The following is a 22,359-nucleotide window of genomic DNA, read 5'->3' as shown; positions in this document are numbered from 1 at the left end:
CTTGCATAGGCGTTTTCTGACTGACCGGTTAGCGCTGACGCGCCCGGACTGCGCGGGATACGCAGCCGCGGGCGGTTTTTGGCTCAGGCCTGCGACAGGTCGTCGCGTTCGGCCTGGGCAGGCATGACGGCCTGCGGTGGGAAGATAAAGGCCAGGGTGATGGCCAGTAGTGGCATCAGCAGATTGAAGAAGCAGTACGGCAGGTAACTCAGGGTCGCCACGCCGAGGGTCGCGGCCATATAGGCGCCGCAAGTGTTCCACGGCACCAGTACCGAGGTCAGGGTGCCGCCGTCTTCCAGGGCGCGCGACAGGTTGACCGGTGCCAGCCCGCGTTTTTCGTACTCGGCGCGGTACATGCGGCCCGGCAGGACCAGGGCGATGTACTGGTCGGCGGTGATGATATTGGTGCCGATGGTGGTGGCAATGGTGCTGGCGATCAGGCTGCTGGTGCTTTTCGCCAGGTGCAGGGTGCTTTGCAGCAGGCGCTGGAGTAGGCCGAGCTTTTCCAGTACGCCGCCAAAGCACATGGCGCAGATGATCAGCCACACCGTGGTGAGCATGCTGGCCATACCGCCCTTGGACAGCAGGCCGTCCAGCGCCGGGTTACCGCTGCTGGATTCATAACCGGCGAACAGCGCGGTCCACACGGTTTTCAGCGGCGCCAGGCTGCCGGCCGCAGGGTCAGCCAGGCGCGCCATCACCTCGGGCTGAAAGATCACAGCGAACACGCCGCCGAGCAGTGCGGCGACAAACACCGCCGGAAAGGCCGCCCACTGGCGCATTGCGAGAAACAGCAGCAGGACTACCGGCAGCAGCAGGTGCCAGCCCAGGCTGAACTGGCTTTCCAGCGCCTGCAGCACTTCGGCGATGCGTGCGGTGTCATGGCTGCCGTTCGCCTGCTGGCCGAGGATAAAGAACAGCACCAGGGCAATGCCCAGCACCGGCACCGTGGTGCGTAGCATCAGGCGGATATGCGCAAACAGATCAGCCCCAGCTGCGGCAGGCGCCAGGTTGGTGGTGTCTGACAGCGGCGAGAGCTTGTCGCCGAAGTAGGCGCCGGAAATGATCGCCCCGGCGGTAATCGCCGGGTCCAGGCCCAGGCCCGCCGCCACGCCCATCAGGCCGATGCCGAGGGTGCCGGCCACGGTCCAGGAGCTGCCGATGGACAGTGCGGTAAGGGCGCAGATCAGGCAGCTGGTGACGTAGAAGTATTCCGCCGAGATCAGCTTGAGGCCCAGCCAGATCATGGTCGGCACGGTGCCTGCGAGAATCCAGGTACCGATCAGCGCACCGACCGCCAGCAGAATCAGGTTGGCCTTCATCGCCATATGGATGCCGGCGAGGATGCCTTCCTCGATCTGCGCCCACTGCAGGCCATTCTTCAGACCGACCAGGCCAGCGACAAAGGCGGCGCTCATCAGCGCGATCTGGTTCGGTCCGCTGGAGGAGCTGTCGCCGTACAGGTAAACGGAAAGGCCCAGCAGCAAAACCAGCACGCCAATCGGCAGCAGGGCATCGAGCAGGGAAGGGGAGCGTGTATCAGTCATGGGTGTACCGGTCGATCAATGAAACTGTGGCTGGAAAGCCCAACCCAGAAAAAACGAAACCCGCGCCGGTAAGGGCGCGGGCTGCGGGTGTTGCGGGGTGATCAGAGTGCGGCGATCTTGCCGCGCTGCTCAACCATCTTGCTCAGGGCTTGCTCAGCTTCAGCCAGCTTGGCGCGCTCTTTATCGAGCACTTCGGCCGGCGCCTTGGCGACGAAGCCTTCGTTGCTCAGCTTGCCGCCGACGCGCTGCACTTCACCGGAGAGACGGGCGATCTCTTTATCCAGGCGCGCCAGTTCTGCGTCCTTGTCGATCAGCCCGGCCATCGGCACCAGCACCTGCATATCGCCAACCAGAGCGGTGGCGGACATCGGCGCTTCTTCACCGGCTTCCAGCACGCGTACCGATTCCAGCTTGGCCAGCTTGTTCAGCAGCGGCGCGTTGTCGGCCAGGCGGCGGCGATCTTCGTCACTGGCGTTGGCCAGGATGATGTCGATGCGCTTGGCCATGGAGATTTTCATCTCGCCACGGATCTGCCGCAGGCCGAGCATCAGCTGCTTGACCCACTCGATATCGCCTTCGGCGGCGGCATCGATGCGGCTTTCATTGGCCACCGGCCAGGCTTGCAGCATGATGGTTTCACCACTGACGCCAGCCTGGGCCTTGATGCGCTGCCAGATTTCTTCGGTGATAAACGGCATAAACGGATGGGCCAGACGCAGCGCCACTTCCAGCACGCGGATCAGCGTGCGGCGGGTGCCGCGCTGGCGTTCGATTGGCGCGGCTTCGTCCCACAGCACTGGCTTGACCAGCTCAAGGTACCAGGCGCAGTACTCGTCCCAGATAAACTCGTAGAGCGCTTGCGCGGCCAGGTCGAAGCGGAAGGCGTCGAGCTGGCGGGTCACTTCGGCTTCGGTGCGCTGCAGGGATGAGATGATCCAGCGGTCCACCGAGGACAGCTCGACCGGCTCGCCATTGACGCCCGTGTCCTGGCCGTCGGTGTTTTCCAGTACGAAGTTGGCGGCGTTCCAGATCTTGTTGCAGAAGTTGCGGTAACCCTCGACGCGACCCATATCAAACTTGATGTCACGCCCGGTGGAAGCCAGCGCCAGGTTGGTGAAGCGCAGGGCGTCGGTGCCGTAGGCGGCAATGCCCTCGGGGAACTCGGCGCGGGTCTGCTTGGCAATCTTCTCGGCCAGCTTTGGCTGCATCATGCCGCTGGTGCGTTTTTCCAGCAGCTCATCCAGGGTAATGCCATCGACGATATCCAGCGGGTCGAGCACGTTGCCCTTGGACTTGGACATCTTCTGGCCCTGGCCATCGCGCACTAGGCCGTGCACGTACACGGTCTTGAACGGGATCTGCCCGGTCAGGTGGGTCGACAGCATGATCATCCGGGCGACCCAGAAGAAGATGATATCGAAGCCGGTGACCAGCACGTCGGTAGGGTGGAAGGTCTTGAGTTCCGCGGTCTGCTGCGGCCAGCCGAGGGTGGAGAAAGTCCACAGGCCGGAGCTGAACCAGGTGTCCAGCACGTCTTCGTCTTGGCGCAGGTTGGCGTCGCCGAGGTTGTGTGTAGCGCGTACTTCTGCCTCGTCGCGGCCGACATAGACGTTGCCGGCATCGTCGTACCAGGCTGGAATACGGTGGCCCCACCACAGCTGACGGCTGATGCACCAGTCCTGGATATCACGCATCCAGCTGAAGTACATGTTTTCGTACTGCTTGGGCACAAACTGGATTTCACCGCTCTCGACCACGGCGATGGCTTTTTCGGCCAGCGGCTTGGTGCTGACGTACCACTGGTCGGTCAGCCACGGCTCGATGATGGTGCCGGAGCGGTCGCCTTTCGGCACTTTCAGGGCGTGGGCGTCGATGCTTTCCAGCAGGCCGGCGGCTTCAAACGCAGAAACGATCTGCTTGCGCGCCTCGAAACGATCCAGGCCGGCGTATTCGGCCGGCAGGCTGCAGTCGATCTGGCTGTTGACGCTGCCATCGACATTGAACGCCTGGACCTGTGCGAGCACGGCGGCGTTCTTGTCGAAGATGTTGAGCAGCGGCAGGTTGTGGCGCTTGCCGACTTCATAGTCGTTGAAGTCGTGGGCCGGGGTGATTTTCACGCAACCGGTGCCGAACTCGGGGTCGCAGTAATCGTCGGCGATGATCGGGATACGACGGCCAACCAGTGGCAGCTCGACGAAGGTGCCGATCAGGGCTTTATAGCGCTCGTCTTCCGGGTGCACGGCCACGGCGCTGTCGCCGAGCATGGTTTCCGGGCGAGTGGTGGCGACGATCAGGTAATTCTTGCCGTCGGCGGTGGTGTTGCCGTCGGCCAGCGGGTAGCGCAGGTTCCACAGGCTGCCTTTCTCGTCGTGGTTTTCCACTTCGAGGTCGGAGATCGCGGTGTGGAACTTGGTGTCCCAGTTGACCAGGCGCTTGCCGCGGTAGATCAGGCCGTCTTTATGCAGACGCACGAAGGCTTCTTTAACCGATTCGGACAAGCCGTCGTCCATGGTGAAGCGCTCACGCGACCAGTCCACCGAGCTGCCCAGGCGACGAATCTGCCGGGTGATAGTGCCGCCGGACTGCTCCTTCCACTCCCAGACTTTTTCCAGGAATTTCTCGCGGCCCAGGTCGTGGCGGCCAATGCCGTCGGCGGCCAACTGACGCTCTACCACCATCTGGGTGGCGATACCGGCGTGGTCGGTGCCCGGCTGCCACAGTGTGTTGCGGCCCTGCATGCGGCGGAAACGAATCAGCGCATCCATGATCGAGTTGTTGAAACCATGGCCCATGTGCAGGCTGCCGGTGACGTTCGGCGGCGGGATCATGATGGTGTAGGGCTCGCCCGCACCTTGCGGGGCGAAATAGTTGTTCGCCTCCCAGTTCTGGTACAGGGCGGTTTCAATGGCGTGCGGCTGGTAGGTCTTGTCCATGCGCGGCGGGACCCTTATGACGGCTAGACGGAAAAGCCGGCAAGTATAGCGGGGATGGCCTATGTGACGTAAGGGCGCGCGCGGTACGGCTGACTGGTGGGCGTGGTTATGGTCGACGCGGCGGCAGCAAGCGGGTCAGGCGCGCATCCAGGCGGCGTTTCAGCTCGGCCTCGATCTGCGGCACGAAATCGTCGATCACATCCTGCAGGATCAACTGGGCGGCGGCGCGCAGTTCACTGTCCAGGCGGTTCAGTTCGCTGTCGCGGCTGACGCTCTGGCTGACGGTTTCACGCAGGGTTTGCGCAACCGTTGGCTTGGGCGCGGGTGCTGGGGCGGCGGCCACGGGCGGCGGAGTAACGATTTCCGAGAGCAGGGGGATGCTGTCCGGGTCGAGCGTGTCGACCAGCAGCGGTGGTTCGAGGTTTTCATCGCCCAGCAGTTGGCGGATCGACTCCAGGTCGTTCAGCAGTTGAGCGGGTTTTTGCGGCGGTTTTGGGGTGTCCATGGTGTGCAACTAGAGTTCGACTCGTTTTGGATCATACCCGCGCTGCCGGTAGCTGCGGAAATTCTCCCGGCAGGCGGTCAGCAGGTCGGGTTCCTGGTTGACGATTTCAATCACCCGGCTAAAACGCTCAACCTGCGGGGACAGGGTGCTGCCCAGGTTGATCAGTACACCTTGGGCGCTACTGGGTTCTTCGTCCAAGCCAATCACCACCGGTGCTTGCGCGTCTTCCTCGTACAGGCTGTGCGGCACAAAGCTTTCCGCTTTAAAGCGCCACAGCAGTTCGTCCACCTCGCTGCATTGCTGCGCATCGCTGCCACGCAAAAACACCGGCATGCCGGCGCGCCAGGCTTTCATCGCCAGTTGGCAGGCCGCGCGCAGACGCTCGGCCGGCACGGCAGTAGACAGTACATAGAATTCTATTCGGGGCATGACGGCACGGTTTGGCGTTAGTTGCAGGAGCTGCTTGCTGACAGGCGCGCAGCTTACCAGTCAATTGCGGTCAATACCGCTCCTGCAATGCACCTGAAACTCAGGCGTTGCTGCGATCCAGCAGGTACTGCGTCAGCATCGGCACCGGGCGACCGGTTGCGCCTTTGTCTTTACCACCGCTGATCCAGGCAGTGCCGGCGATATCCAAATGCGCCCAGTTGTAGGCCTTGGCAAACCGCGAAAGGAAGCAGCCCGCAGTGATGGTGCCGGCTTTCGGCCCGCCAATATTGGCGATATCGGCAAACGGGCTGTCCAGCTGCTCCTGATACTCGTCATACAGCGGCAGCTGCCAGGCGCGGTCGTCGGCGCTCAGGCCGGCGCCGAGAATCTGCTGCACCAGTTCGTCGTTGTTGCCCATCAGTCCGGAGACATTGCTGCCCAGGGCCACGATGCAGGCGCCGGTAAGGGTAGCGATGTCGATGACTGCTTGCGGCTTGAAGCGCTCGGCGTAAGTCAGGGTGTCGCACAGCACCAGACGGCCTTCGGCGTCGGTGTTGAGGATTTCCACGGTCTGCCCGCTCATGGTGGTGACGATGTCGCCGGGGCGAGTAGCTCCGCCACTCGGCATGTTCTCGGCGCAGGCCAGCAGGCACACAAGGTTGATCGGCAGTTGCAGCTCCAGCACGGCCTTGAGGGTGCCGAACACGCTGGCGGCGCCGCACATGTCGTACTTCATCTCATCCATGCCGGCCGCCGGCTTGATGCTGATGCCGCCGGTGTCGAAGGTGATGCCTTTGCCGACCAGGGCGTAAGGCTTCTCGGATTTTTTGCCGCCCTGATACTGCATGACGATCATTCGTGGCGGCTGGTCGCTGCCTTGGGCCACGGCAAGGAAGGCGCCTGCGCCGAACTCCTTGAGTTTTTTCTCATCAAGGATTTCGACTTTCAGATTTTTGTAGGCCTTGCCCAGGTTCTTCGCTTCTTCAGCGAGATAGCTTGGGTGGCAGAGGTTCGGCGGCAGGTTGCCGAGGTCCTTGGTAAAGGCCATGCCGGCGGCAATCGCCTGGGCGTGCGTGCTGGCGCGCTCGGCGTCGATCAGGTTGGGTTTGTCAGTGAGCAGGGTGAGCTTCTTCAGCGCGCCGGCCTCGGCCTTCTGGCTCTTGAAACGGTCGAAGCAGTAGCCGGCGTCGGCCAGGCTTTCCACCATCAGGCGGGTTTTGCCGTAGGTGTCGCGGCCTTTGACCTGCAGCTCGTCGAGCGCCAGCACGGCGTCGCTGCCGCCGAGGTTTTTCAGGCTGCTGTAAACGGCTGTGATCAATTTGCGCAGTTGGCGGTCAGACAGTTCGCTGTCTTTACCGGTACCAACCAGCAGCACGCGTTCAGCTTTCAGGTTCGGCAGGTTGTGTACCAGCAGAGTCTGGCCGACCTTGCCAGCCAGGTCGCCGCGCTTGAGCAGAGCACTGATCGCGCCTGCACTGGCGGTGTCGATGGCCTTGGCGATTTCGCCGAGTTTTTTGCCCTCACCAACAGGGATAACCAGGGTGGCGGTTTTTAGTGTTTCTGGGCGGGCGCTTTTAACAATAAATTCCATTACGTGGTGTCCCCAAGACAAGGCGTCGGTATTGCAGGATAATGCCGGCTATTTTTCGATGGTTCGCCAGTTGGGCGAGCCGGCAAGCAGTGCGGCTAGTTTGATCTTAGCCGCCTGAGCCTGACAACCCTGGAGTGTCTGGTTTGATCGTCTTCCGTTATTTGTCCCGTGAAGTGTTGTTGACCCTGAGTGCCGTGAGCGCGGTGCTGCTGGTCATCATTATGAGTGGCCGTTTTATCCGCTATCTGGCTCAGGCGGCGCAGGGGTTGCTCGACCCTGGGGTGCTGCTGATGATCATGGCGTACCGGATTCCCGGCTTCCTCCAGCTGATTCTGCCGCTGGCGCTATTCCTCGGCTTTCTCCTGGCCTATGGGCGGATGTACCTGGACAGCGAGATGACTGTCCTTTCGGCCACCGGTATGAGCCAGCAGCGCTTATTTGCTTACAGCCTGGCTCCGGCGGCCCTGGTGGCGTTGCTGGCTGGTTGGTTGAGCCTGGGCCTGGCTCCGCAAGGCGTTGAGCATGTGGCGCGAATTCTCAATCAGCAAAGCGCCATGACTGAGCTGGATACCCTGGTGCCAGGGCGTTTTCAATCCATGAAAAACGGCTCGCGGGTGACATACACCGAGGAGCTTTCGGAAGATCGCGGCTCGCTGGCTGGGGTTTTCATCTCTGAAAAACAGCTGTCCAGTCAGGGCGACAAGGAGCGCGGTATCTCGGTGCTGGTGGCCGAGTCCGGTCGTCAGGAGATTCAGGCCGATGGCAGCCGCTACCTGATTCTGGAAAATGGCTACCGCTATGACGGCAATCCGGGTCAGGCCGATTACCGCGCAATCAAATACGACACTTACGGCGTGCTGCTGCCCAAGCCAGAAGTGGCGGTGGAGGTCACTGACCGCGAGGCGATGCCGACGCGCGAGCTGATTGGTAGCGACAAACCGCGTATGCAATCCGAGCTGCAGTGGCGCTTGTCGATTCCTGTGCTGGTTTTTGTGGTCACCCTGCTGGCGGTGCCGCTGTCGCGAGTCAACCCACGCCAGGGGCGCTTCCTCAAACTGTTGCCGGCCATCCTGCTGTACATGGCTTACCTGGCGTTGCTGATTGGCGCGCGTGGTGCGCTGGATAAAGAGAAAATCCCCGCAGCCCTGGGCTTGTGGTGGGTACATGGGCTGTTCGCATTAATCGGGCTGCTGTTGCTGTATTGGGAGCCGCTGCGCTTGCGCTGGGCGGCCCGTCGTGTGGCGCTGGAGGTGGCCCGTGGTTAAGTTGGATCGTTACATCGGTGCGCAGGTATTCGTCGCCATCCTTGCCGTGCTGGGCATTATTGTGGGTCTGGCGCTGCTGTTTGCCTTTATCGATGAACTGGGCGATGTCGAGGACAACTACAGCCTGCTTGATGCCCTTGGCTATGTACTGCTGACGGCGCCGCGGCGCATCTATGAAATGCTGCCGATGGCGGCGCTGATCGGTTGCCTGATCGGTTTGGGCTCGCTAGCCAGTAACAGCGAACTGACCATCATGCGTGCGGCCGGTGTGTCGATTGGGCGGATTGTCTGGGCGGTGATGAAGCCGATGCTAGTGCTGATGCTGGTCGGTGTGCTGATCGGTGAGTACCTCGCGCCCTATAGTGAAAACCAGGCTCAGGCCAGCCGTGCCATGGCGCAGGGTGGCGGTGAAGCGCAGAGCGCCAAGCGCGGCCTGTGGCATCGCCAGGGGCAGGAGTATGTGCATATCAACGCCGTGCAACCCAATGGCGTATTGCTCGGGGTGACCCGCTATCGCTTCGATGAACACAAGCGCATGCAGTCATCCAGCTTCGCGCGGCGTGCGCAGTATCAGGGTGATCACTGGCAGCTGGAAGATGTTGCAACCACGCACTTCCGTGAGCGCAGCAGCGAAGTCATCAAACAGGATAACGAGCGTTGGGATGTCGAGTTGACGCCGCAGTTACTTGGCACCGTGGTGCTGGCACCTGATGCGTTGTCGATGACCGGGCTGTGGAGCTATATCCACTACCTGGCCGAGCAGGGGCTGAATAACAGCCAGTACTGGCTGTCGTTCTGGACCAAGGTATTGCAGCCGTTGGTAACGGCCGCGCTGGTGCTGATGGCGATCTCGTTTATCTTCGGCCCGCTGCGCTCGGTAACCCTCGGGCAGCGGGTGTTTACCGGGGTGCTGGTGGGCTTTGTATTCAAGATCAGCCAGGATCTGCTCGGCCCTTCGAGCCTGGTATTCGGCTTCTCGCCGCTGCTGGCGGTATTGATTCCTGCTGGTATCTGCGCGCTGGCCGGCGTCTGGTTGCTACGCCGCGCAGGTTGATTCAGGCGTAAAAAAGCCGGCGTACGCCCAGTGTGCACGCCGGCTTTTTGTACCTGCGAGTTATTTCTTGTGGATGTTCTTCGGCAGTTGAATCACCTGGCTGTCCGAATAGATGTCATGCCAGCTGCGCTTTTCTTTATCCCAAAGTACCCAGAAAAAGCCCAGGCCCAGCAGCAGCCAGGAACCAATGGCGACCAGAAAGCGCAGCAGTGCCTGCCATAGGCTGATTGCCGTACCGTCGCTGTTCTGAATGCGCAGGCCCCACACCTGCATGCCCAGGGTTTGACCGTTGTGCGTCCAGAACTTGGCGAAGAAGCCAAACAGGCTGAGGAACAGCACAGTCGAGAGCAGGGGGTCGCCATCCAATGCGCCTGCGTCGGACATCTGTTTGAGCTGCGCCTCGCCGTAGAAGCCCATCAGGATCAACTTGTAGATAAAGGTCACGACGATCAGCAGGGCGATGCACAGCAGGAAGTCATAAAACATCGCGGCGAGGCGGCGGATCAGTCCGGCGCTGGGGAATTCACCCTGCGGGCGCAGTAGGTGTTTCGGCATGGTCGGCTCGTTACTCAATCGGCTGGCAGAATGGCGGCAACAATACGGCATTCGTGAGAATGCCCGGCCATAAAAAATGACCGAGAGTCATTTTTAACGTCACGCAGCGACGGTCCAAAGGGTGGCCGCAACGGATGGCCGGGCATAAAAAACCCCTGATGTCGCCATCAGGGGTTCTTCAAAGCGGCAGGATTACTCCTGGATTTGCACTTCATCAGCCTGCATGCCTTTCTGGCCCTGCACAGCGATAAAGCTGACTTTCTGGCCTTCTTTCAGGCTCTTGAAGCCGTTGCCTTGGATCGCGCGGAAGTGCACGAACAGATCCGGACCGCTTTCTGGAGTGATAAAACCAAAACCTTTTTCGTCGTTAAACCACTTGACGGTACCGTTCTGACGATTCGACATGGTGTATTTCCTTGAACCTTGAGTTGATGACAGCCGCTACTCGACATGAGGGGCTGAATACTGGTTGCAAGGCGGTATGCGACGTCGAGCGGGATGTAGCGGATCTAGATGATCTACTGCACCAGGTCACGATTTTCGGCGACCCATGCAAACACAGTGGGCAAACTCTACGCTAACTTCCTGGCAAATGCCAAGTCCCTGCAGGGCATGCCGTTGCTGGGTTGTAGGTGTTTTGCTCGGCATCTCGCGCATACGCTTGGCGGGTGTGTGGCGCATGAATAAAGGTGGTGTCTGAGCGTTGTTTTGGTGTGTCGTAGCTTTATTGCGGGCAATAAAAAAGGCCTTGAATCTCAAGGCCTTTCTTCGAATCTATGGTGCCCCGGGGGGGACTCTAAAGCCTTCGGCAGTTTGCGGCAGTTGTCGGCAGATTCGGGCAGGGCCAGCATTGGCGGGGCTTTCAGGCATGCGGCTGTTGTCAGTTGCGGGCGGTTTCGTGCAGTTCCGTGATAGTGTTTACGCCAAAATTACGCCAAGGGGGCGGATGTGGCGTCATTCAGGAAGCGGAGCGGTGGCTGGCGGGCCGAGGTGGTTAAGCGCGGGGTGAGGGAGTCGCAGACTTTCCCGACTAAGGCCCAGGCTCAGGCGTGGGCTACCCAGCGAGAGGCGGAAATATTGGCCGGCGTGCCTGGGCATTCGGTTGGTGTGAGTTCGAGTCTTTCAGATGCACTCAAACGATACAAGCTGGAAGTGTCGCCGAGCAAAGCCGGCAAGCGCTGGGAAGAGGTGCGACTGGACAAGCTGGATAATGATCTGGAGTTTGCCGGCGAGCGCATTGGCGACGTGACAGCAGACCAGATAGCCGAGTGGCGCGATGCTCGCTTGAAGAAAGTGGCGTCACCCACGGTGCGGCGTGAGATGACGTTGCTGTCCTCGGTGTTTGAGATTGCCAAGCGTGAATGGCGGTGGTGCAAGACTAACCCCGTGCGTGAGGTAAAGCGCCCGAGCAATGGCCGGCCTCGTGATCGGCGGATTCAGCCAGATGAGGAGCAGAAGTTACTCGCGCGGCTGGGGTACGTTGAGGGGGTAAAGCCTGAGACGCTGCAGCAGGAACTGGCCTATGCCTTTCTCATCGCCATAGAAACAGCCATGCGGCAGGGCGAGATACTGGGGCTGACCAAGGCCACCACCCACCTGGCTAAGCGCTATGTGCGGCTGGATGACACAAAGAATGGAGACAGCCGCAACGTGCCGTTGAGTTTGCGGGCAGTGGTTCTGCTGCAGCTGTTGCTCGATGCCGCCACCGATCGGCAGGAGCTGTTCCGGCTTAAGTCGGCCTCGGCCGATGCGATGTTTCGCAAGGTGCGCAATGAGCTGGAGATCATCGATCTACACTTCCACGATACCCGGCACGAGGCGACCACGCGCTTGGCCAGGAAGCTGGATGTGCTGGATCTGGCCCGGATGACCGGACACCGTGATCCGCGATCGTTGATGGTGTACTACAACGCAACGGCGACAGAGGTTGCCGGTAGGTTGGATTGAGGAGTCAGGATGCTTACGTTGGAAGATTTAGGACGATATTCAACTGATCTAATACTGGCCGTTCGGCCTCTTTACTGGGCCAAGGTAAACCGCTGGGGGCTGCAAGAATTGGTTTACAGGGGGGATCTAAGCCCTAAATGGCGTAGGAGGCTATTGCCCGCTTCAAACGGTGGCGCTGTATGGCACCATCTCCCATCCGAGGGTGACGCATACAAAGTGGCAGACGACATAAACGGACGACTATTTTCTGAACTCGCGGAGCGTCCGATGAGTGAGGAGGCCCGTACGTCGATTCAGTTGAAGGTCACCAAGCAGCTTCAGTCTTGTGAGCGCATTCGAGACGATGAGCGGTTAATGCTGCAAGAGGCGATACGAAAGCATGCCGCGGTTGGGGTATCACCATCATTTGACTTGGATCCGAATTCGGAACAGTTCAGGTCTGTTCTGTCGGCTCAGCTGCAGCTCATGCCTTATTTGCGAGAGGCGTTAGTGCCTGATGGTAATGGCATTCGCCGGATGGTACTGACAAAACAGGGGACCTGGACCGCTTTGAATGGTTCTGTCACCGAACGTGAAGCTGAAATTGCTCTTAGGGCTCGTATTGCAAACGGATTTGGTTTTGATGCCCGTGACCACTGGGGTAAGACAAAGGTAAAGATTCGTGACGTTCTTTTGCCCAAGGCAAACAAGCTACTTCAGCTGGCAAGTGTGCAGCGATTATTGGCGGAAGCTCTGGCGAAGGGGGCTCGGGCGCTAGTGTGTAATGGCGTCGTCTTCTGGTACGAGCCGGATGGTGGTTTGGGTTGGCAGGTAAAGCAGGCATCTACAACGAAGGATTCTGAGGGAGCAACGATCTGGGTTGAAGGGACAATTTATTCCTCTAACCATGGGCGCCTTGTGATTCTTCCGTACATCAAAGAGAACGGGGAGAAGGTTAAGGGTCATACCAAGAATGGCCCCAACGACGGACCGGCTAAGCCGCGCCATCATGACCATTATGTAGAAATCCCCTTCCAAAAACTGGAAGGGGATCTAATGATCACGCTCTACGGCGAGCTTCCTTACGAGTAGTGCTGAAGGGGCTAGTGCAATGATGTCTAGGCCGCGCGCCGTGAGGGTCTACCTGCGGGGAGTTTGGAGCGGTTCTGTCGCGCCCAGGCGATGACCTCGGCCGCAAACCAGCGCTTTGCTGCTCTGGCTCCAGTCAGGCAGGGCTGCAGCGGTGCGGGGAAGTCCGGACGGGTTACCACGCGGCGCTCTGTGGTATCCGCAGCCAGCTTTAAATAGGAGGCAATGTCCTCGGTGGTCCACAGCTCATCCGCCGGCATCACGCGCGGGGTGCTGAGCTGCAGCACGAGTGCCTTGAGCGCGGCCACCAGTTCGGTTTGATCCTCTGGTTTTTGGTCGGTCATGCTGCTCCCTCAAGTGCGAGTCCGCGCTGATGCAGTGCATCCATACAGGCGGGGTTGATCCATAGGCATTCCTGGCGGGTGCTGCCGCCTCGGCCGGCGCTGATGCGGGACGTTGTGGTATTCATCGTCCAGCCTTCCAGCTCCGCCTGATACAGCTCGCTTGGATAGCCGCTCACAACCACGAAGCCGCGCAGGGTTTTGAGGGTGGCCAGCAGCTCGGCGTGTTCCCGATCGCTCATTTCGTGCCGGTAGTACCTGCCCTTCTGCGACCCGCGCACGCGGGTATCGTGCATGTAGGGCGGGTCAACGTAGTGCAGGGTTTCAGGTGCGTCGTGGGCATGCAGCACCTCAACGGCTGGGCGGTTCTCGATCAACACGCCGGTGAGCCGCTGGCAGACCAGCGCCAGGTGGGCCGGGTAGCGTGCCCATAGCTGCTGGGCGGTGCCGTAGGCCCTGGCTGTGTCGATGCGAAACCCTGTGATGCTCTTGCTAGCGCCGGCTGAACCGAACCCCATCTGGGCACGGATGATCAGGCGGCGGGCGCATTCGATTGGATCTTCGGCCGCCTGCCAGGCCAGCTCGAACTCCGTTCGTGCATATGGGGTTATGGTCAGCAGTTCGATCAAGCGTTGGCTGCTCTGCTTATCCTGCAGCACGCGGAACAGATTGACGATATCGCCGTCCAGATCGTTGTAGACCTCTGCATAAGCGCGCGGCTTTTGGATCAGCACTCCGGCCGCGCCGCCAAAGGGCTCGACATAGCACTTGTGTGGTGGGAAGTGATCGAGCACCCAGGTGGCCAGGCGAAACTTCCCGCCGTGGTAGCGGATGACGGGGGCAGTGATGGTCATGACACACCTCGCTGGACGTAGGTGCTAGTAACCGGCAAGCTCGCGGCCATTAGTAGCGGCGGGAGGTTGATATGTTTGATAGGGAGTTCCACATACGCTTTACCCTGGCTCAGGTGGCCCAGGTGCTGCTGCTCTCGCCATTGGTGTTGCTGCCAGCCTGGGGACTGATTTCCCTGCCGTGGGGGGGCGAGAGTGCTCCTGCTTGGGTGCAGGCAATTGGTAGTGTTGGCGCTATTGCCGCTGCCTTGGTTATCGCTAACCACCAGCATGCTGTCGCTGAGCGAAACAGTAGGGCAGATGAGCAAGATCGGTTTTTGGGGTTCGCATCGCGGCTTGCTTTCTTTGCCCTTGAGCTGGAGCAAATTATGAGCAATGTGGTTGCTGATAAGCATCAGCCGGGGGTGGATCTTGCTGATGCCAGAGTTGCAGACGTTCTTCAAGTCATGCTCGGTAGGCTGAACCAAAATTTCGATGATGACCCCGATATGAATCGTGCGGGCTTCTGCTTTCAACTCAGGGTGCTTTTGGCTGGCTGCATTTTTACTTTGCGGTCCAGCAAGAGTCTTTCCCCTACGCAGCGAGATATTCCTATCGCGCAATACAAAGCGGACGCGAAGCAAATGCTCGACGAGATCACTGCGCATGCCAAGGCTGTGCGCCAAGCACGCTGAGTGGTCTGGCTTATACCCCTCGACAAGCTGCGCGGGCGGGCGGAATTGGGAGCGGAGCGGGGTGCTCAACTTGCGCGCCGGGCGCACGCCTGTCATGGGGTATGCGAGGGAAGTGGCGGCTTGAAGATCAGGAGCATTAATGCCTGCTGCTGCACCTCCGTGGACTCGCGGGTAAGTAGTGTGCAAGCTTGTTCGCAAGTAGTTGGCAACAGACCGGGTGCAATGGTGAGTTTCAAAGAACTGATGATTAATAGAACTCTGGTGGCCTTGTGGGTAGCCCTTGGTGTCGGAGCCGGACTTTGGCTGCTTGTTGGCTCGGTTGCCTACTGGGTGCGGCATGGCTGGTTGCCACCAGATACTGCGGGTTGGGTGCAGGCATTGGGTGGCTTGCTTGCGGTCGCGGTTGCTGTGGCAGTGCCAGCCTGGCAGAAGCGTCATGAGATGCAGCTTGCCGCTATTGACGAGCGTAAGCGCAGGATTGATAGCGTGAATGCTGTTCTTTCCTTGACCCAGGATTTGATCGGGCACCACGAAGTGGCAATCCATCGAATGAGTGGAATAGGTAGGTTTGGTGATGCGAGGGATGCGGCTCTGTCTTTGGCTCGCGTCGCTAAAAGCTACGTAGACCTTGAGCTTGTGACCTTCGGCAATGAGATGGTTTCTTTTGTGTTGGAGCTTAAAAGCGCCGCGCTTTATGCAGAGCAGATTGCACAGGTGAATCACTTGACCTTGGCTCATGACTGGAGCGCCGAGCGAAATGAGTTGGGGAAGCGTTTGAAGGGGCTTAGAAACCAAGAGGCCACGCTTATCGGCTTTTTCGATTCTTTGGAAAGGTACTGATCTCATGCTAGTGCCCTCCGCCGGTGCGTGGTGCTAAGCAACTCCATCAGGCGATTTTGGTAGTAAATTGCTGCAGCGCTGGGTTGCCACGGCTCTAGCTCTGAGGGTGACGGGTCGATCCCCTCCAGGCATGGCCAAGGGGCGGGGTGGTAGCGCATGAGATCGCGCTTTTCGGTCGCCAGTGCCTCCAGGTCGGCGTGCTTCACGCTGGCTGGCAGAACCGGGTCAAGGTTGAAGCGTTCGCAGATGGCCTCCCACACCCGTTGCTCGGTTGCTTCGTATAGGCAGGTGGTGCCCAGGTATGTGGCGCGGTCACGCATGGCCTCTTTCAGCGGACGGACCATGTCGCCCACGTAGGCCTCGGTGGCATCATGCAGCAACGCATGCAGTTGATGCTCGGCCGGTACTAGGTCTGCCACCAGGCAACAGTGCTGCGCCACGCTGTAGAAGTCGATGGAGTGGCCGTTGAACCGGCACTGCATGCTCAGGCTGTGGGCGATATCGGCCGGGTGCACCATGGCGGCAGTTGGATTTGCCAGGTCGAACTTCTGGCCGCTGCGAGTGATGATCCAAGTCATGCTGCCACCCCCTTCTTGGAAGCCACCAGGCTCATAGCCTGATCGAAGGACAGCACGCGCCGTACGAATTCAGGGAACGGCGGGGTGGCGGTGGTAAGTACCAGGGTTTTGGAGGTGGGTACACGGTAGCCCGGTTGCCAGTCGTCGAGCACAGCAGTCAGGCCGAGCGCGTCTGCGATGGCGCTTGCGTTGCTGGTTTTGCCGCAACGATCTGGCCCGTAAACCAGCCAGCTTTTGCCGTTGGGCGATACGTTGGCAGCGAAGGTGAGGATGTCATCAGCTGGTGGCTGCTGGGCATCGTTGGGTTGGTCAAGCGCAACCCGCATACGCTCTGCCAGGTTGATCAGTTGCAGCTGCATCTGGTGGGCGAAGCGGGCCGGGTCTTCGGCGTGCATGCTTTTGTAGGTGGTGTTCGCTAATGCTAGTTGGTTGGCTGCGGCGGTAAGCGTGTTGAGGTCTGCCTCGGTGCAGGCTGCTGCGCGGCGGGCGAAAATGGCAATGCGGGCGTCAGCGTCTTGGATGATCGCGTCGCGCTCCAGCTGGTGGGCGGCGCGTTGGTTGGCTGCTTTGAGCTGCAGGTGCTCGATCTCGTGCTGATGATCGGCGATGCGCAGCTCGTGGCCGCGCTTGGCGTCGTCGTAGCCCAGGTCATAGCCTTTTACGTGGGCCTTCTGAGCGGAGCGGTAGGCCCATACGGCCAGGCCGATCAGGGTGATTACAGCGATTGCGGCGATGATTTGAAGCTGGATGCTGTGTGACATGTGCTGTGTCCTCGTAGAGCCCGCCGCCGGGAATTAATGTGAGAGTCCGGCGGCGGGGTGTTGCGACGGGTTAAAGGGTGGCTTCGTACATCGGCACTTCGCCGATGCCTGCGCTGATGGTCTTGCGTACCGCCTCGTAGGCTTCCTCGAGCACCTTGTCCGGGCGCACCAGTTCGTACCAAACCTGCAGGCGGCCTTCGACGATGCGGTAGCGGAAGCGGGCGGTAACCAGGAATGCTTCGCCACCGATGAAAGGCTTCACGCCGATGTAGAACTGCTCGGGGATACGCAGCTGGCCAGCTTCACCAGCACGGCCGTCGATCTCCTCGTTGTAGGTCAGCTGCACCTGACCGTTGTCGAGGCGTGTGCCTTGGCGGAAGGTGATGTTCTTCTGCGCTTGCAGGGTGCGGCTGATCTCCAGCATGTCGGCGGCGCTTGGTGCGCCTGGGGTCTGCTCGTTGGTGACCACGTCCTTTACGTTGTCCTCAATGAACTCGGCGAAGTCGGCCTGGCTCAGGCGCTTGCGGTCAGTGGCCTTCCAGTTGCCCCACTCGACGGTGAGCGGGCAGGCGTAGGAGGCAGAGTGCGAGCCCCAGGCCGGCTGGTCTGGCTGGTGATAGTCGAACACCGCGCGGAAGGTGCGGCCGTTGGCGCCGTTGCAGAACACTACGGTGGCGCTGGTGGTGAAGCGCTTTACGTATTCGATAAAGGTCGCTGCATCCAGCACCGTCAGGTTTTGCTTGGTGCGAGTGGGGGCAGGCAGGTGCTGCTCGAGCACGTGCAGGTCGAGGCCTTGCGGTACCAAAGCCAGCGGCGCCTTGATCTGCTCAATGTTGAAGGGTTTGCCGAGGCCCTGGGCGAGGGCGACCAGCTGGTTGATTGCTTCTTTCATCGGGGTGCTCCTGTGAGCGGTTGTGAGAGAGGGTTAGTCGGCGACCTTGCGCAGTTCGCCTGGGGTTTCTTCGTTGCCCACCGGGCGCAAGTCCATCTGTTGCTGGCGTGGGTCGCGGCGGCTGAGGTTGCCTTCTGGGGTGAGGAAGAACAGGGAGCTACCACGCGGCAGCTTCGGCTCTTTGGCCTTCACCTCTGCCTTGACGGTGATCTGCCCAGCGCCCTCGGGCTTGTAGTTGAGGGTGATGGTCAGTGCGCCGGACTTGTTGGTGAGGCGGATCAGGTCGATCAGGTTGTGCTGGGCGTCGGTCAGCTCGTCCAGCAGGCCACCCATCTCGATCTCGCGCAGGGTGTCCATGAAGGGGCGTTTGCTCATGTGCTGTGTCTCATGTGGTACGGGTGAGAGTCCGGTGAAGCGCCCCTTCGGGGGCGCTTCTGATGGGGTGAGGTTTGCTGGTTCTGTTACATGGCTGCCAATCCTCCGTGTTGTTGGCTGCTTCAAGCTGCAGCCGCCGCGCAGGAATCCAGGTACTCGGCCAAGTCGGAGAGGCGTACGTGTAACGGCGCCAAGCGCGACTTGGAGTGTTTGAAGGTGGGCAGCTGCACTTCTCCGGAACGGAGCAGGGCGCGTAGGCGCTTGTCCGTTTTGATGTGCGGGAAGTAGTGCTCGCGCACCTGGGCCAGTGGCAGGCTGTTAGCCTTCCAGCGTTGCTGCAGCAGTTCCAGCGTTGTCATGCCTGGGCCACCCCGCGCCCCGCCGGTAGCCGGAGCCGCAACAGCGCGACGAGACTGTCGACAGTCTTGCCTTTGTCGCGGGCGGCGATGTTGCCGGCTTCGTCGGTGACTACGGCGCCGAAGGGGCGCACCGGGTCAGTGGTGAGGGTGACGTGCGGCAACCAGCCGGCCGGGGTGATTGCCAGCAACCCGGTGTAAAGCGCCACCAGGTGCAGTGCCTCGGGCTGGATGGCCTCCAGGCGTTGCAGTACTTCGTTGGACGCATCACGCACAACGGCAGCCGGCACGGCTGTCGGGTTCTGGAAGTGCATGCCGGCCAGCTTGACCACGCCAATGGCGTCGGTGATGGGGTTGCTCATGCGGCGCTTTCCTTCTGCGGGATTTCCTTGATTTCGATGCCCATCTGCGCGGCCAGCCAGTCGATACCCACCTCGGTGACCATCAGTACGGCGTAGTGCTTGGTGATGGGCGCGCGGTTGGCGGGTTTAACGTGAGTGACGCGCGCCTGCATGAACAGCTTGCCGCCGTTGTGATGCCTTGCTGCCAAGGTGCCGTCGCGGTTGAGTGCGTTGGTGGCCCGCAGGTGTTTGCGCAGAGCGGGTTCGGTGATGCCCAGTACCTGGGCAGCCTCTTTAACGGTGCGGTTCATGGTGCGGGCCTCAGGCAGCGTTGCGCTTTGAGCGCAGCAGCACACGGATCAGGCTTTCCAGCTCGTCATACAGCTGCTCGAACGTGCCATCGTTGGCCAGGGAGAGGTCGCCAGGCCGGTGGGTGACGCCGCTCTCGCTTGGGTGCATGGCCACTGCGGCGGCATCTGCCCGGGTGATGTGCAGAATCACGCCGCCTTTGCTGCGCACCCAGTCCGCTTCGTTGTTAAAGCGCACGTCGCGGATCACCACGCCCTGCATGGCCTGGTTGTGCTCGGCGAGCAGCTGCAGGTTCTGCTCGGCCAGCAACAGCCAGAGCTGCGGGTGCACCAGGTCGCGGCCCCATTCGGTGCCGAGTAGCTGCATCAGCTCGCGTGGGGCTTTGCCAAGCCAGGGGAGGGGCTGTTCCTTCTCGGCACCTTCCAGTTGAGCTGCGGTGAGGTGGAACATGCCAGCCAGGGCCTGCTTGAGCGGGTCGGCGAAGGCGTAGCTGATCAGGGAGAGGTGTGCCGCCAGGTAGCGGGCAACCGTGTCTTTGCCGGTGCGGGCCTTGCCGGCGAGGCCGATCAGAATCTGGCTCATGCGGCTGCTCCCTGAATGGCTGCCTGGCGGTCTGCGATGCAGATGGCCGTCAGCTCTTTAGAGCGGTGTTCACTGGCGTTGAGGGCCAGGTCATGTAGCCGGTCGCTGGCGGCGCTGTTTATAGCCGCCAGTGTGCTGGCGGCGATGGTCATGCCCAGTGCGATATAGAACTCGGCATTCAGGTCGTCATGGTTACGAGCCGCGCGGAGTTTATTCAGGGTGCTGAGCAGGCAGGCACGTAGACCGGCGAGGTTGTTTTGGTGGCGAGTACTCATGCAGCACCTCCCCACGGGCCAAAGTCCTCGAAGGCTGGCAGGGTGGTGGGTTGCTTGAGTGTGGGGCGGCCACCATCGAGCACGACGAAGCGGCCGGTGGCCTGCTGGACGGCGCGGATGGCGTCAGGGTTGGTGGTGCAGGCCGGGTGCAGAAGCACCGGGCAGCGTGTGTGCTGTGTCGTTTGCATGTTGCGTACTCCGAATGTGAGAGTGGGTACGCGATGAAAATTAGCGTTACTACTTTATTAAGTCAACAGTAATACTTATAAAATTTCGCTGGGCATGAAAAAACCGCCCGTAGGCGGCTTTGCAGAGTGACGGGTTAAAGCAGTACTGAGTACCAGAACACCTTGCCTATGATCCTGATGTGCTCGGTGACGTATTCGGCCTCGTAGCGTTCGTCGGGATGCTCGTCTTCGTTATAGCTGCGCACGCGCAGGCCGCCTGCCGGGAGCCGGTAAAGCAGCTTTACGCGCAGCTGGCCGCTGTGGTCGATGGCGTACATTTTGCCGTCTTGCACCTGGGTTGCGGCGGTGTCGATGCCAACCGTGCTGCCGTCCGGTAGAACGGGCTCCATGCTATTGCCTGTTACTGCTGCGCAGGCTGCGGTCTCAGCGCTCACGCCTTTGCGCTGTAGGCTGCGCCGGCCGAACCGGAGCTTGCGGCCTGCTGTTTCAAGCATGACCTCTGATCCCTTACCTGCTGACAATTCAACTTCCTTGTAAAACGGCAGCTCAACCTCATCAGGGCCGAGTGGTGTTTGATCGTCCCAGACTTCAATCGGGTGCAGAGAGGGGTGCTCGTTCGCGCTGAGTGGGCCAGCAGCAGAGGGGGCTGAATTGCTGCTGGCGGCAGTGAGGTCGGCCAGGCGTGGGCTGACATCTCTGGGGTCGAACTTTAGCGCCTGGGCCAGTTTGACCAGGGCGGGGATATTGAGCGGTATTTTGCCAGTCATGTACTGGCTGACGGCGCTCTGGCCTGACCAGCCGCAAAGCTCGGCGACGCGCTCCTGCGTGAGGCTTCTGTCGCCTTGCTTACGCGCTTTATAAATTGCCTTTAAGCGCTCGGCTTCAGCCAGCTGAATGTCTAGTGTCGTTTCCATGTGACCAATATATAAGCGCTGCTTATTTTATCCAAACAGGGCTGCTGTTTTTCTGCTTGCGCTAAAAAAGAAGTATCACTAATATCCTGTTCAGCAACCCGTCGAGGAACTTGTGATGGAAGAATTCACCGGGCAGACACTGACTGCTTTTGCAGAGGGTAGAACCCAGCCAGAACTGGCGCTGCTGATTGGCGTAACGCAAAGCGCTGTCTCCCAGATGATTAAGTCTGGGCGCGATATTCGTGTGCGGCCTTTGCCTGGTGGTGGTTACCAAGCATACGAAATTCGCGTAGTTGGGAGCCGCCGTAAGGTGGCTTGAAATTGCCGGCGCGGGAGACTCTCACCTCCCGCGCTGGCGGGGTGCCTGGCAAGGACTCTCACACCCTTGCTTCGGCGTATGACGACACAGCACTGCATCGGTCATGGTTATAGAGTAGGGCTTGCCCTGCGCTGTGGCTAGGCCGTAAAGGAGTCATTTACGGTTATGAGTCGCACAGACCTTTTGCCGGACGCGGGTCCGGTACTTTCACTCCGCCAGGCGCTTTACCGCGCTGGGCGCGACTACAAAGGGGGCATTACGTCCCTGGCGCATGATCTGGGTATGGATCTGGATGCGTTGCAGAAGAAGCTGAAGCTGGACGAGGAAAGGCGCTGGCCAACCCCGGACGAGCTTGAGGAGATCATCACCTTCACCCAAGACAGCCGTTTGCTGGATGCATTGCTGCGCCCAGCCGCGGCTGTTTGGTACCGCCCGATTCCTGTGCCTGCTACCCAGGATGCACTGAAGGCCGTGGGCGAGCTGCTGCAGAAGGAAGGCCAGTTTGTGGGCAGCCTGCACACCGGCGCCGCTGACAATGTATGGCAGCCCCATGAGGTGGCGCTGCTTGAGCACCACGGCAATGAGGTGATCCGCGCGGTGCTCGGCATTATGGCCGGCGCCCGTGACGCGATGGAGGGTCGCCACGATGGATGAGGGTCAGTTCGAACAGGCCCAGCGCCTGCAGGAAGATCAGGTGGAGCAGGCCATTGCGAGCCGTGTGCAGTACCAGGGCGAAAGCGCGGAGTACTGCGACGGCTGCGGGGTGCCGATTCCCCAGGCTCGCCGCCTGGCCGTGCCAGGCTGCCAGTTTTGCGTGGATTGCCAGTCACTGTTGGAGCGGGTGAGATGATCGGGGCAAACACTTGCAC

The 22,359-nt window shown here is 60.5% G+C and carries 29 protein-coding genes; 9 read left to right on the top strand and 20 right to left on the bottom strand.

Annotated features, from left to right (window positions below; translation table 11 throughout):
- Positions 1-83 precede the first annotated feature (83 nt).
- The 5 genes from nhaC to RHP75_RS15940 form a co-directional block, all read right to left on the bottom strand.
- A complete protein-coding gene (gene nhaC / locus RHP75_RS15960; RefSeq protein ID WP_311089051.1) occupies positions 84-1,547 on the bottom strand; it encodes a Na+/H+ antiporter NhaC in 1,464 nt (487 codons plus the stop codon).
- A gap of 101 nt (positions 1,548-1,648) precedes the next feature.
- Positions 1,649-4,480, bottom strand: a complete 2,832-nt coding sequence (locus tag RHP75_RS15955) for a valine--tRNA ligase (RefSeq protein WP_311089050.1) — start codon at positions 4,478-4,480, stop codon at positions 1,649-1,651.
- Between the two features lie 106 nt (positions 4,481-4,586).
- Entirely contained in the window at positions 4,587-4,985 is a 399-nt protein-coding gene (locus RHP75_RS15950) for a DNA polymerase III subunit chi (RefSeq protein WP_160085314.1), read from the bottom strand.
- 9 nt (positions 4,986-4,994) lie between these two features.
- On the bottom strand, positions 4,995-5,414 hold the full coding sequence (locus tag RHP75_RS15945) for a DNA polymerase III subunit chi (protein ID WP_311089048.1): 420 nt from the start codon (positions 5,412-5,414) through the stop codon (positions 4,995-4,997).
- Between the two features lie 100 nt (positions 5,415-5,514).
- Positions 5,515-7,005: a leucyl aminopeptidase gene (locus tag RHP75_RS15940; RefSeq protein ID WP_311089047.1), complete on the bottom strand. Its 1,491-nt coding sequence runs from the start codon at positions 7,003-7,005 to the stop codon at positions 5,515-5,517.
- Between the two features lie 143 nt (positions 7,006-7,148).
- Between RHP75_RS15940 and lptF the strand changes: the two genes are divergently transcribed.
- Positions 7,149-8,270: an LPS export ABC transporter permease LptF gene (gene lptF / locus RHP75_RS15935; protein ID WP_311089046.1), complete on the top strand. Its 1,122-nt coding sequence runs from the start codon at positions 7,149-7,151 to the stop codon at positions 8,268-8,270.
- Positions 8,263-9,324, top strand: coding sequence for an LPS export ABC transporter permease LptG (gene lptG / locus RHP75_RS15930; RefSeq protein WP_311089045.1), 1,062 nt, complete (start codon positions 8,263-8,265; stop codon positions 9,322-9,324). Before lptF ends, lptG begins: the two co-directional genes overlap by 8 nt.
- A 60-nt stretch (positions 9,325-9,384) precedes the next feature.
- On the opposite strand, the gene RHP75_RS15925 is transcribed toward lptG, so the two are convergent.
- Together RHP75_RS15925 and RHP75_RS15920 are read right to left on the bottom strand one after the other, a co-directional pair.
- The gene (locus RHP75_RS15925) at positions 9,385-9,879 is read right to left on the bottom strand and encodes an RDD family protein (protein ID WP_090383476.1); all 495 of its coding nucleotides are present in this window, start codon (positions 9,877-9,879) and stop codon (positions 9,385-9,387) included.
- Between the two features lie 192 nt (positions 9,880-10,071).
- A complete protein-coding gene (locus RHP75_RS15920; RefSeq protein ID WP_090248782.1) occupies positions 10,072-10,284 on the bottom strand; it encodes a cold-shock protein in 213 nt (70 codons plus the stop codon).
- Positions 10,285-10,965: 681 nt separating this feature from the next.
- On the opposite strand from RHP75_RS15920, the gene RHP75_RS15915 reads away from it, so the two are divergent.
- Positions 10,966-11,826, top strand: coding sequence for a site-specific integrase (locus RHP75_RS15915; RefSeq protein ID WP_311091962.1), 861 nt, complete (start codon positions 10,966-10,968; stop codon positions 11,824-11,826).
- A gap of 267 nt (positions 11,827-12,093) precedes the next feature.
- Positions 12,094-12,897, top strand: coding sequence for a hypothetical protein (locus RHP75_RS15910; protein ID WP_311089044.1), 804 nt, complete (start codon positions 12,094-12,096; stop codon positions 12,895-12,897).
- Positions 12,898-12,923: 26 nt separating this feature from the next.
- On the opposite strand, the gene RHP75_RS15905 is transcribed toward RHP75_RS15910, so the two are convergent.
- Positions 12,924-13,238, bottom strand: coding sequence for a hypothetical protein (locus tag RHP75_RS15905; RefSeq protein ID WP_311089043.1), 315 nt, complete (start codon positions 13,236-13,238; stop codon positions 12,924-12,926).
- Positions 13,235-14,089, bottom strand: coding sequence for a DNA adenine methylase (locus RHP75_RS15900; protein WP_311089042.1), 855 nt, complete (start codon positions 14,087-14,089; stop codon positions 13,235-13,237). The genes RHP75_RS15905 and RHP75_RS15900 overlap by 4 nt, the downstream gene beginning before the upstream one ends.
- A gap of 71 nt (positions 14,090-14,160) precedes the next feature.
- Here RHP75_RS15900 and RHP75_RS15895 point away from each other — a divergent pair, with 71 nt between their 5' ends.
- Positions 14,161-14,760: a hypothetical protein gene (locus RHP75_RS15895; protein WP_311089041.1), complete on the top strand. Its 600-nt coding sequence runs from the start codon at positions 14,161-14,163 to the stop codon at positions 14,758-14,760.
- A gap of 225 nt (positions 14,761-14,985) precedes the next feature.
- A complete protein-coding gene (locus RHP75_RS15890) occupies positions 14,986-15,600 on the top strand; it encodes a hypothetical protein (RefSeq protein ID WP_311089040.1) in 615 nt (204 codons plus the stop codon).
- 2 nt (positions 15,601-15,602) lie between these two features.
- Here RHP75_RS15890 and RHP75_RS15885 read toward each other — a convergent pair whose 3' ends face one another.
- The 11 genes from RHP75_RS15885 to RHP75_RS15835 form a co-directional block, all read right to left on the bottom strand.
- Complete coding sequence (locus RHP75_RS15885; protein ID WP_311089039.1) at positions 15,603-16,178, bottom strand: phosphohydrolase; 576 nt, start codon at positions 16,176-16,178, stop codon at positions 15,603-15,605.
- Positions 16,175-16,939: a hypothetical protein gene (locus RHP75_RS15880; RefSeq protein WP_311089038.1), complete on the bottom strand. Its 765-nt coding sequence runs from the start codon at positions 16,937-16,939 to the stop codon at positions 16,175-16,177. The genes RHP75_RS15885 and RHP75_RS15880 overlap by 4 nt, the downstream gene beginning before the upstream one ends.
- A gap of 70 nt (positions 16,940-17,009) precedes the next feature.
- Positions 17,010-17,831: a DUF2303 family protein gene (locus RHP75_RS15875; protein WP_311089037.1), complete on the bottom strand. Its 822-nt coding sequence runs from the start codon at positions 17,829-17,831 to the stop codon at positions 17,010-17,012.
- Positions 17,832-17,864: 33 nt separating this feature from the next.
- Entirely contained in the window at positions 17,865-18,206 is a 342-nt protein-coding gene (locus RHP75_RS15870) for a hypothetical protein (protein ID WP_311089036.1), read from the bottom strand.
- Between the two features lie 122 nt (positions 18,207-18,328).
- Positions 18,329-18,565, bottom strand: a complete 237-nt coding sequence (locus tag RHP75_RS15865) for a pyocin activator PrtN family protein (protein ID WP_311089035.1) — start codon at positions 18,563-18,565, stop codon at positions 18,329-18,331.
- Entirely contained in the window at positions 18,562-18,924 is a 363-nt protein-coding gene (locus RHP75_RS15860) for a hypothetical protein (protein ID WP_311089034.1), read from the bottom strand. Before RHP75_RS15860 ends, RHP75_RS15865 begins: the two co-directional genes overlap by 4 nt.
- Entirely contained in the window at positions 18,921-19,214 is a 294-nt protein-coding gene (locus RHP75_RS15855; protein WP_310286364.1) for a hypothetical protein, read from the bottom strand. Before RHP75_RS15855 ends, RHP75_RS15860 begins: the two co-directional genes overlap by 4 nt.
- Before the next feature lie 10 nt (positions 19,215-19,224).
- Positions 19,225-19,794, bottom strand: coding sequence for a deoxynucleotide monophosphate kinase (locus tag RHP75_RS15850; protein WP_311089033.1), 570 nt, complete (start codon positions 19,792-19,794; stop codon positions 19,225-19,227).
- Positions 19,791-20,069, bottom strand: a complete 279-nt coding sequence (locus tag RHP75_RS15845) for a hypothetical protein (RefSeq protein ID WP_311089032.1) — start codon at positions 20,067-20,069, stop codon at positions 19,791-19,793. Before RHP75_RS15845 ends, RHP75_RS15850 begins: the two co-directional genes overlap by 4 nt.
- Positions 20,066-20,257 (bottom strand): hypothetical protein, encoded by a 192-nt coding sequence (locus RHP75_RS15840; protein WP_311089031.1) that lies wholly within the window; start codon positions 20,255-20,257, stop codon positions 20,066-20,068. The genes RHP75_RS15845 and RHP75_RS15840 overlap by 4 nt, the downstream gene beginning before the upstream one ends.
- 134 nt (positions 20,258-20,391) lie before the next feature.
- A complete protein-coding gene (locus RHP75_RS15835; RefSeq protein WP_311089030.1) occupies positions 20,392-21,171 on the bottom strand; it encodes a helix-turn-helix transcriptional regulator in 780 nt (259 codons plus the stop codon).
- 115 nt (positions 21,172-21,286) lie between these two features.
- Here RHP75_RS15835 and RHP75_RS15830 point away from each other — a divergent pair, with 115 nt between their 5' ends.
- The 3 genes from RHP75_RS15830 (at position 21,287) to RHP75_RS15820 (ending at position 22,340) form a co-directional block, all read left to right on the top strand.
- Positions 21,287-21,490 carry an XRE family transcriptional regulator gene (locus tag RHP75_RS15830; RefSeq protein WP_310286354.1) on the top strand — a complete coding sequence of 68 codons (204 nt, stop codon included), beginning with the start codon at positions 21,287-21,289 and terminating at the stop codon, positions 21,488-21,490.
- A gap of 165 nt (positions 21,491-21,655) precedes the next feature.
- Positions 21,656-22,144, top strand: coding sequence for a phage regulatory CII family protein (locus tag RHP75_RS15825; RefSeq protein WP_310286352.1), 489 nt, complete (start codon positions 21,656-21,658; stop codon positions 22,142-22,144).
- Complete coding sequence (locus RHP75_RS15820; RefSeq protein ID WP_311089029.1) at positions 22,137-22,340, top strand: TraR/DksA C4-type zinc finger protein; 204 nt, start codon at positions 22,137-22,139, stop codon at positions 22,338-22,340. The genes RHP75_RS15825 and RHP75_RS15820 overlap by 8 nt, the downstream gene beginning before the upstream one ends.
- Positions 22,341-22,359: the final 19 nt, after the last annotated feature.

Origin of the sequence: Pseudomonas sp. SG20056, from assembly GCF_031764535.1 — a bacterium.
Taxonomy (GTDB): Bacteria; Pseudomonadota; Gammaproteobacteria; order Pseudomonadales; family Pseudomonadaceae; genus Aquipseudomonas.
The sequence above is the reverse complement of the archived record's forward strand: the minus strand, read 5'-3'. Positions and strand labels throughout refer to the sequence as shown.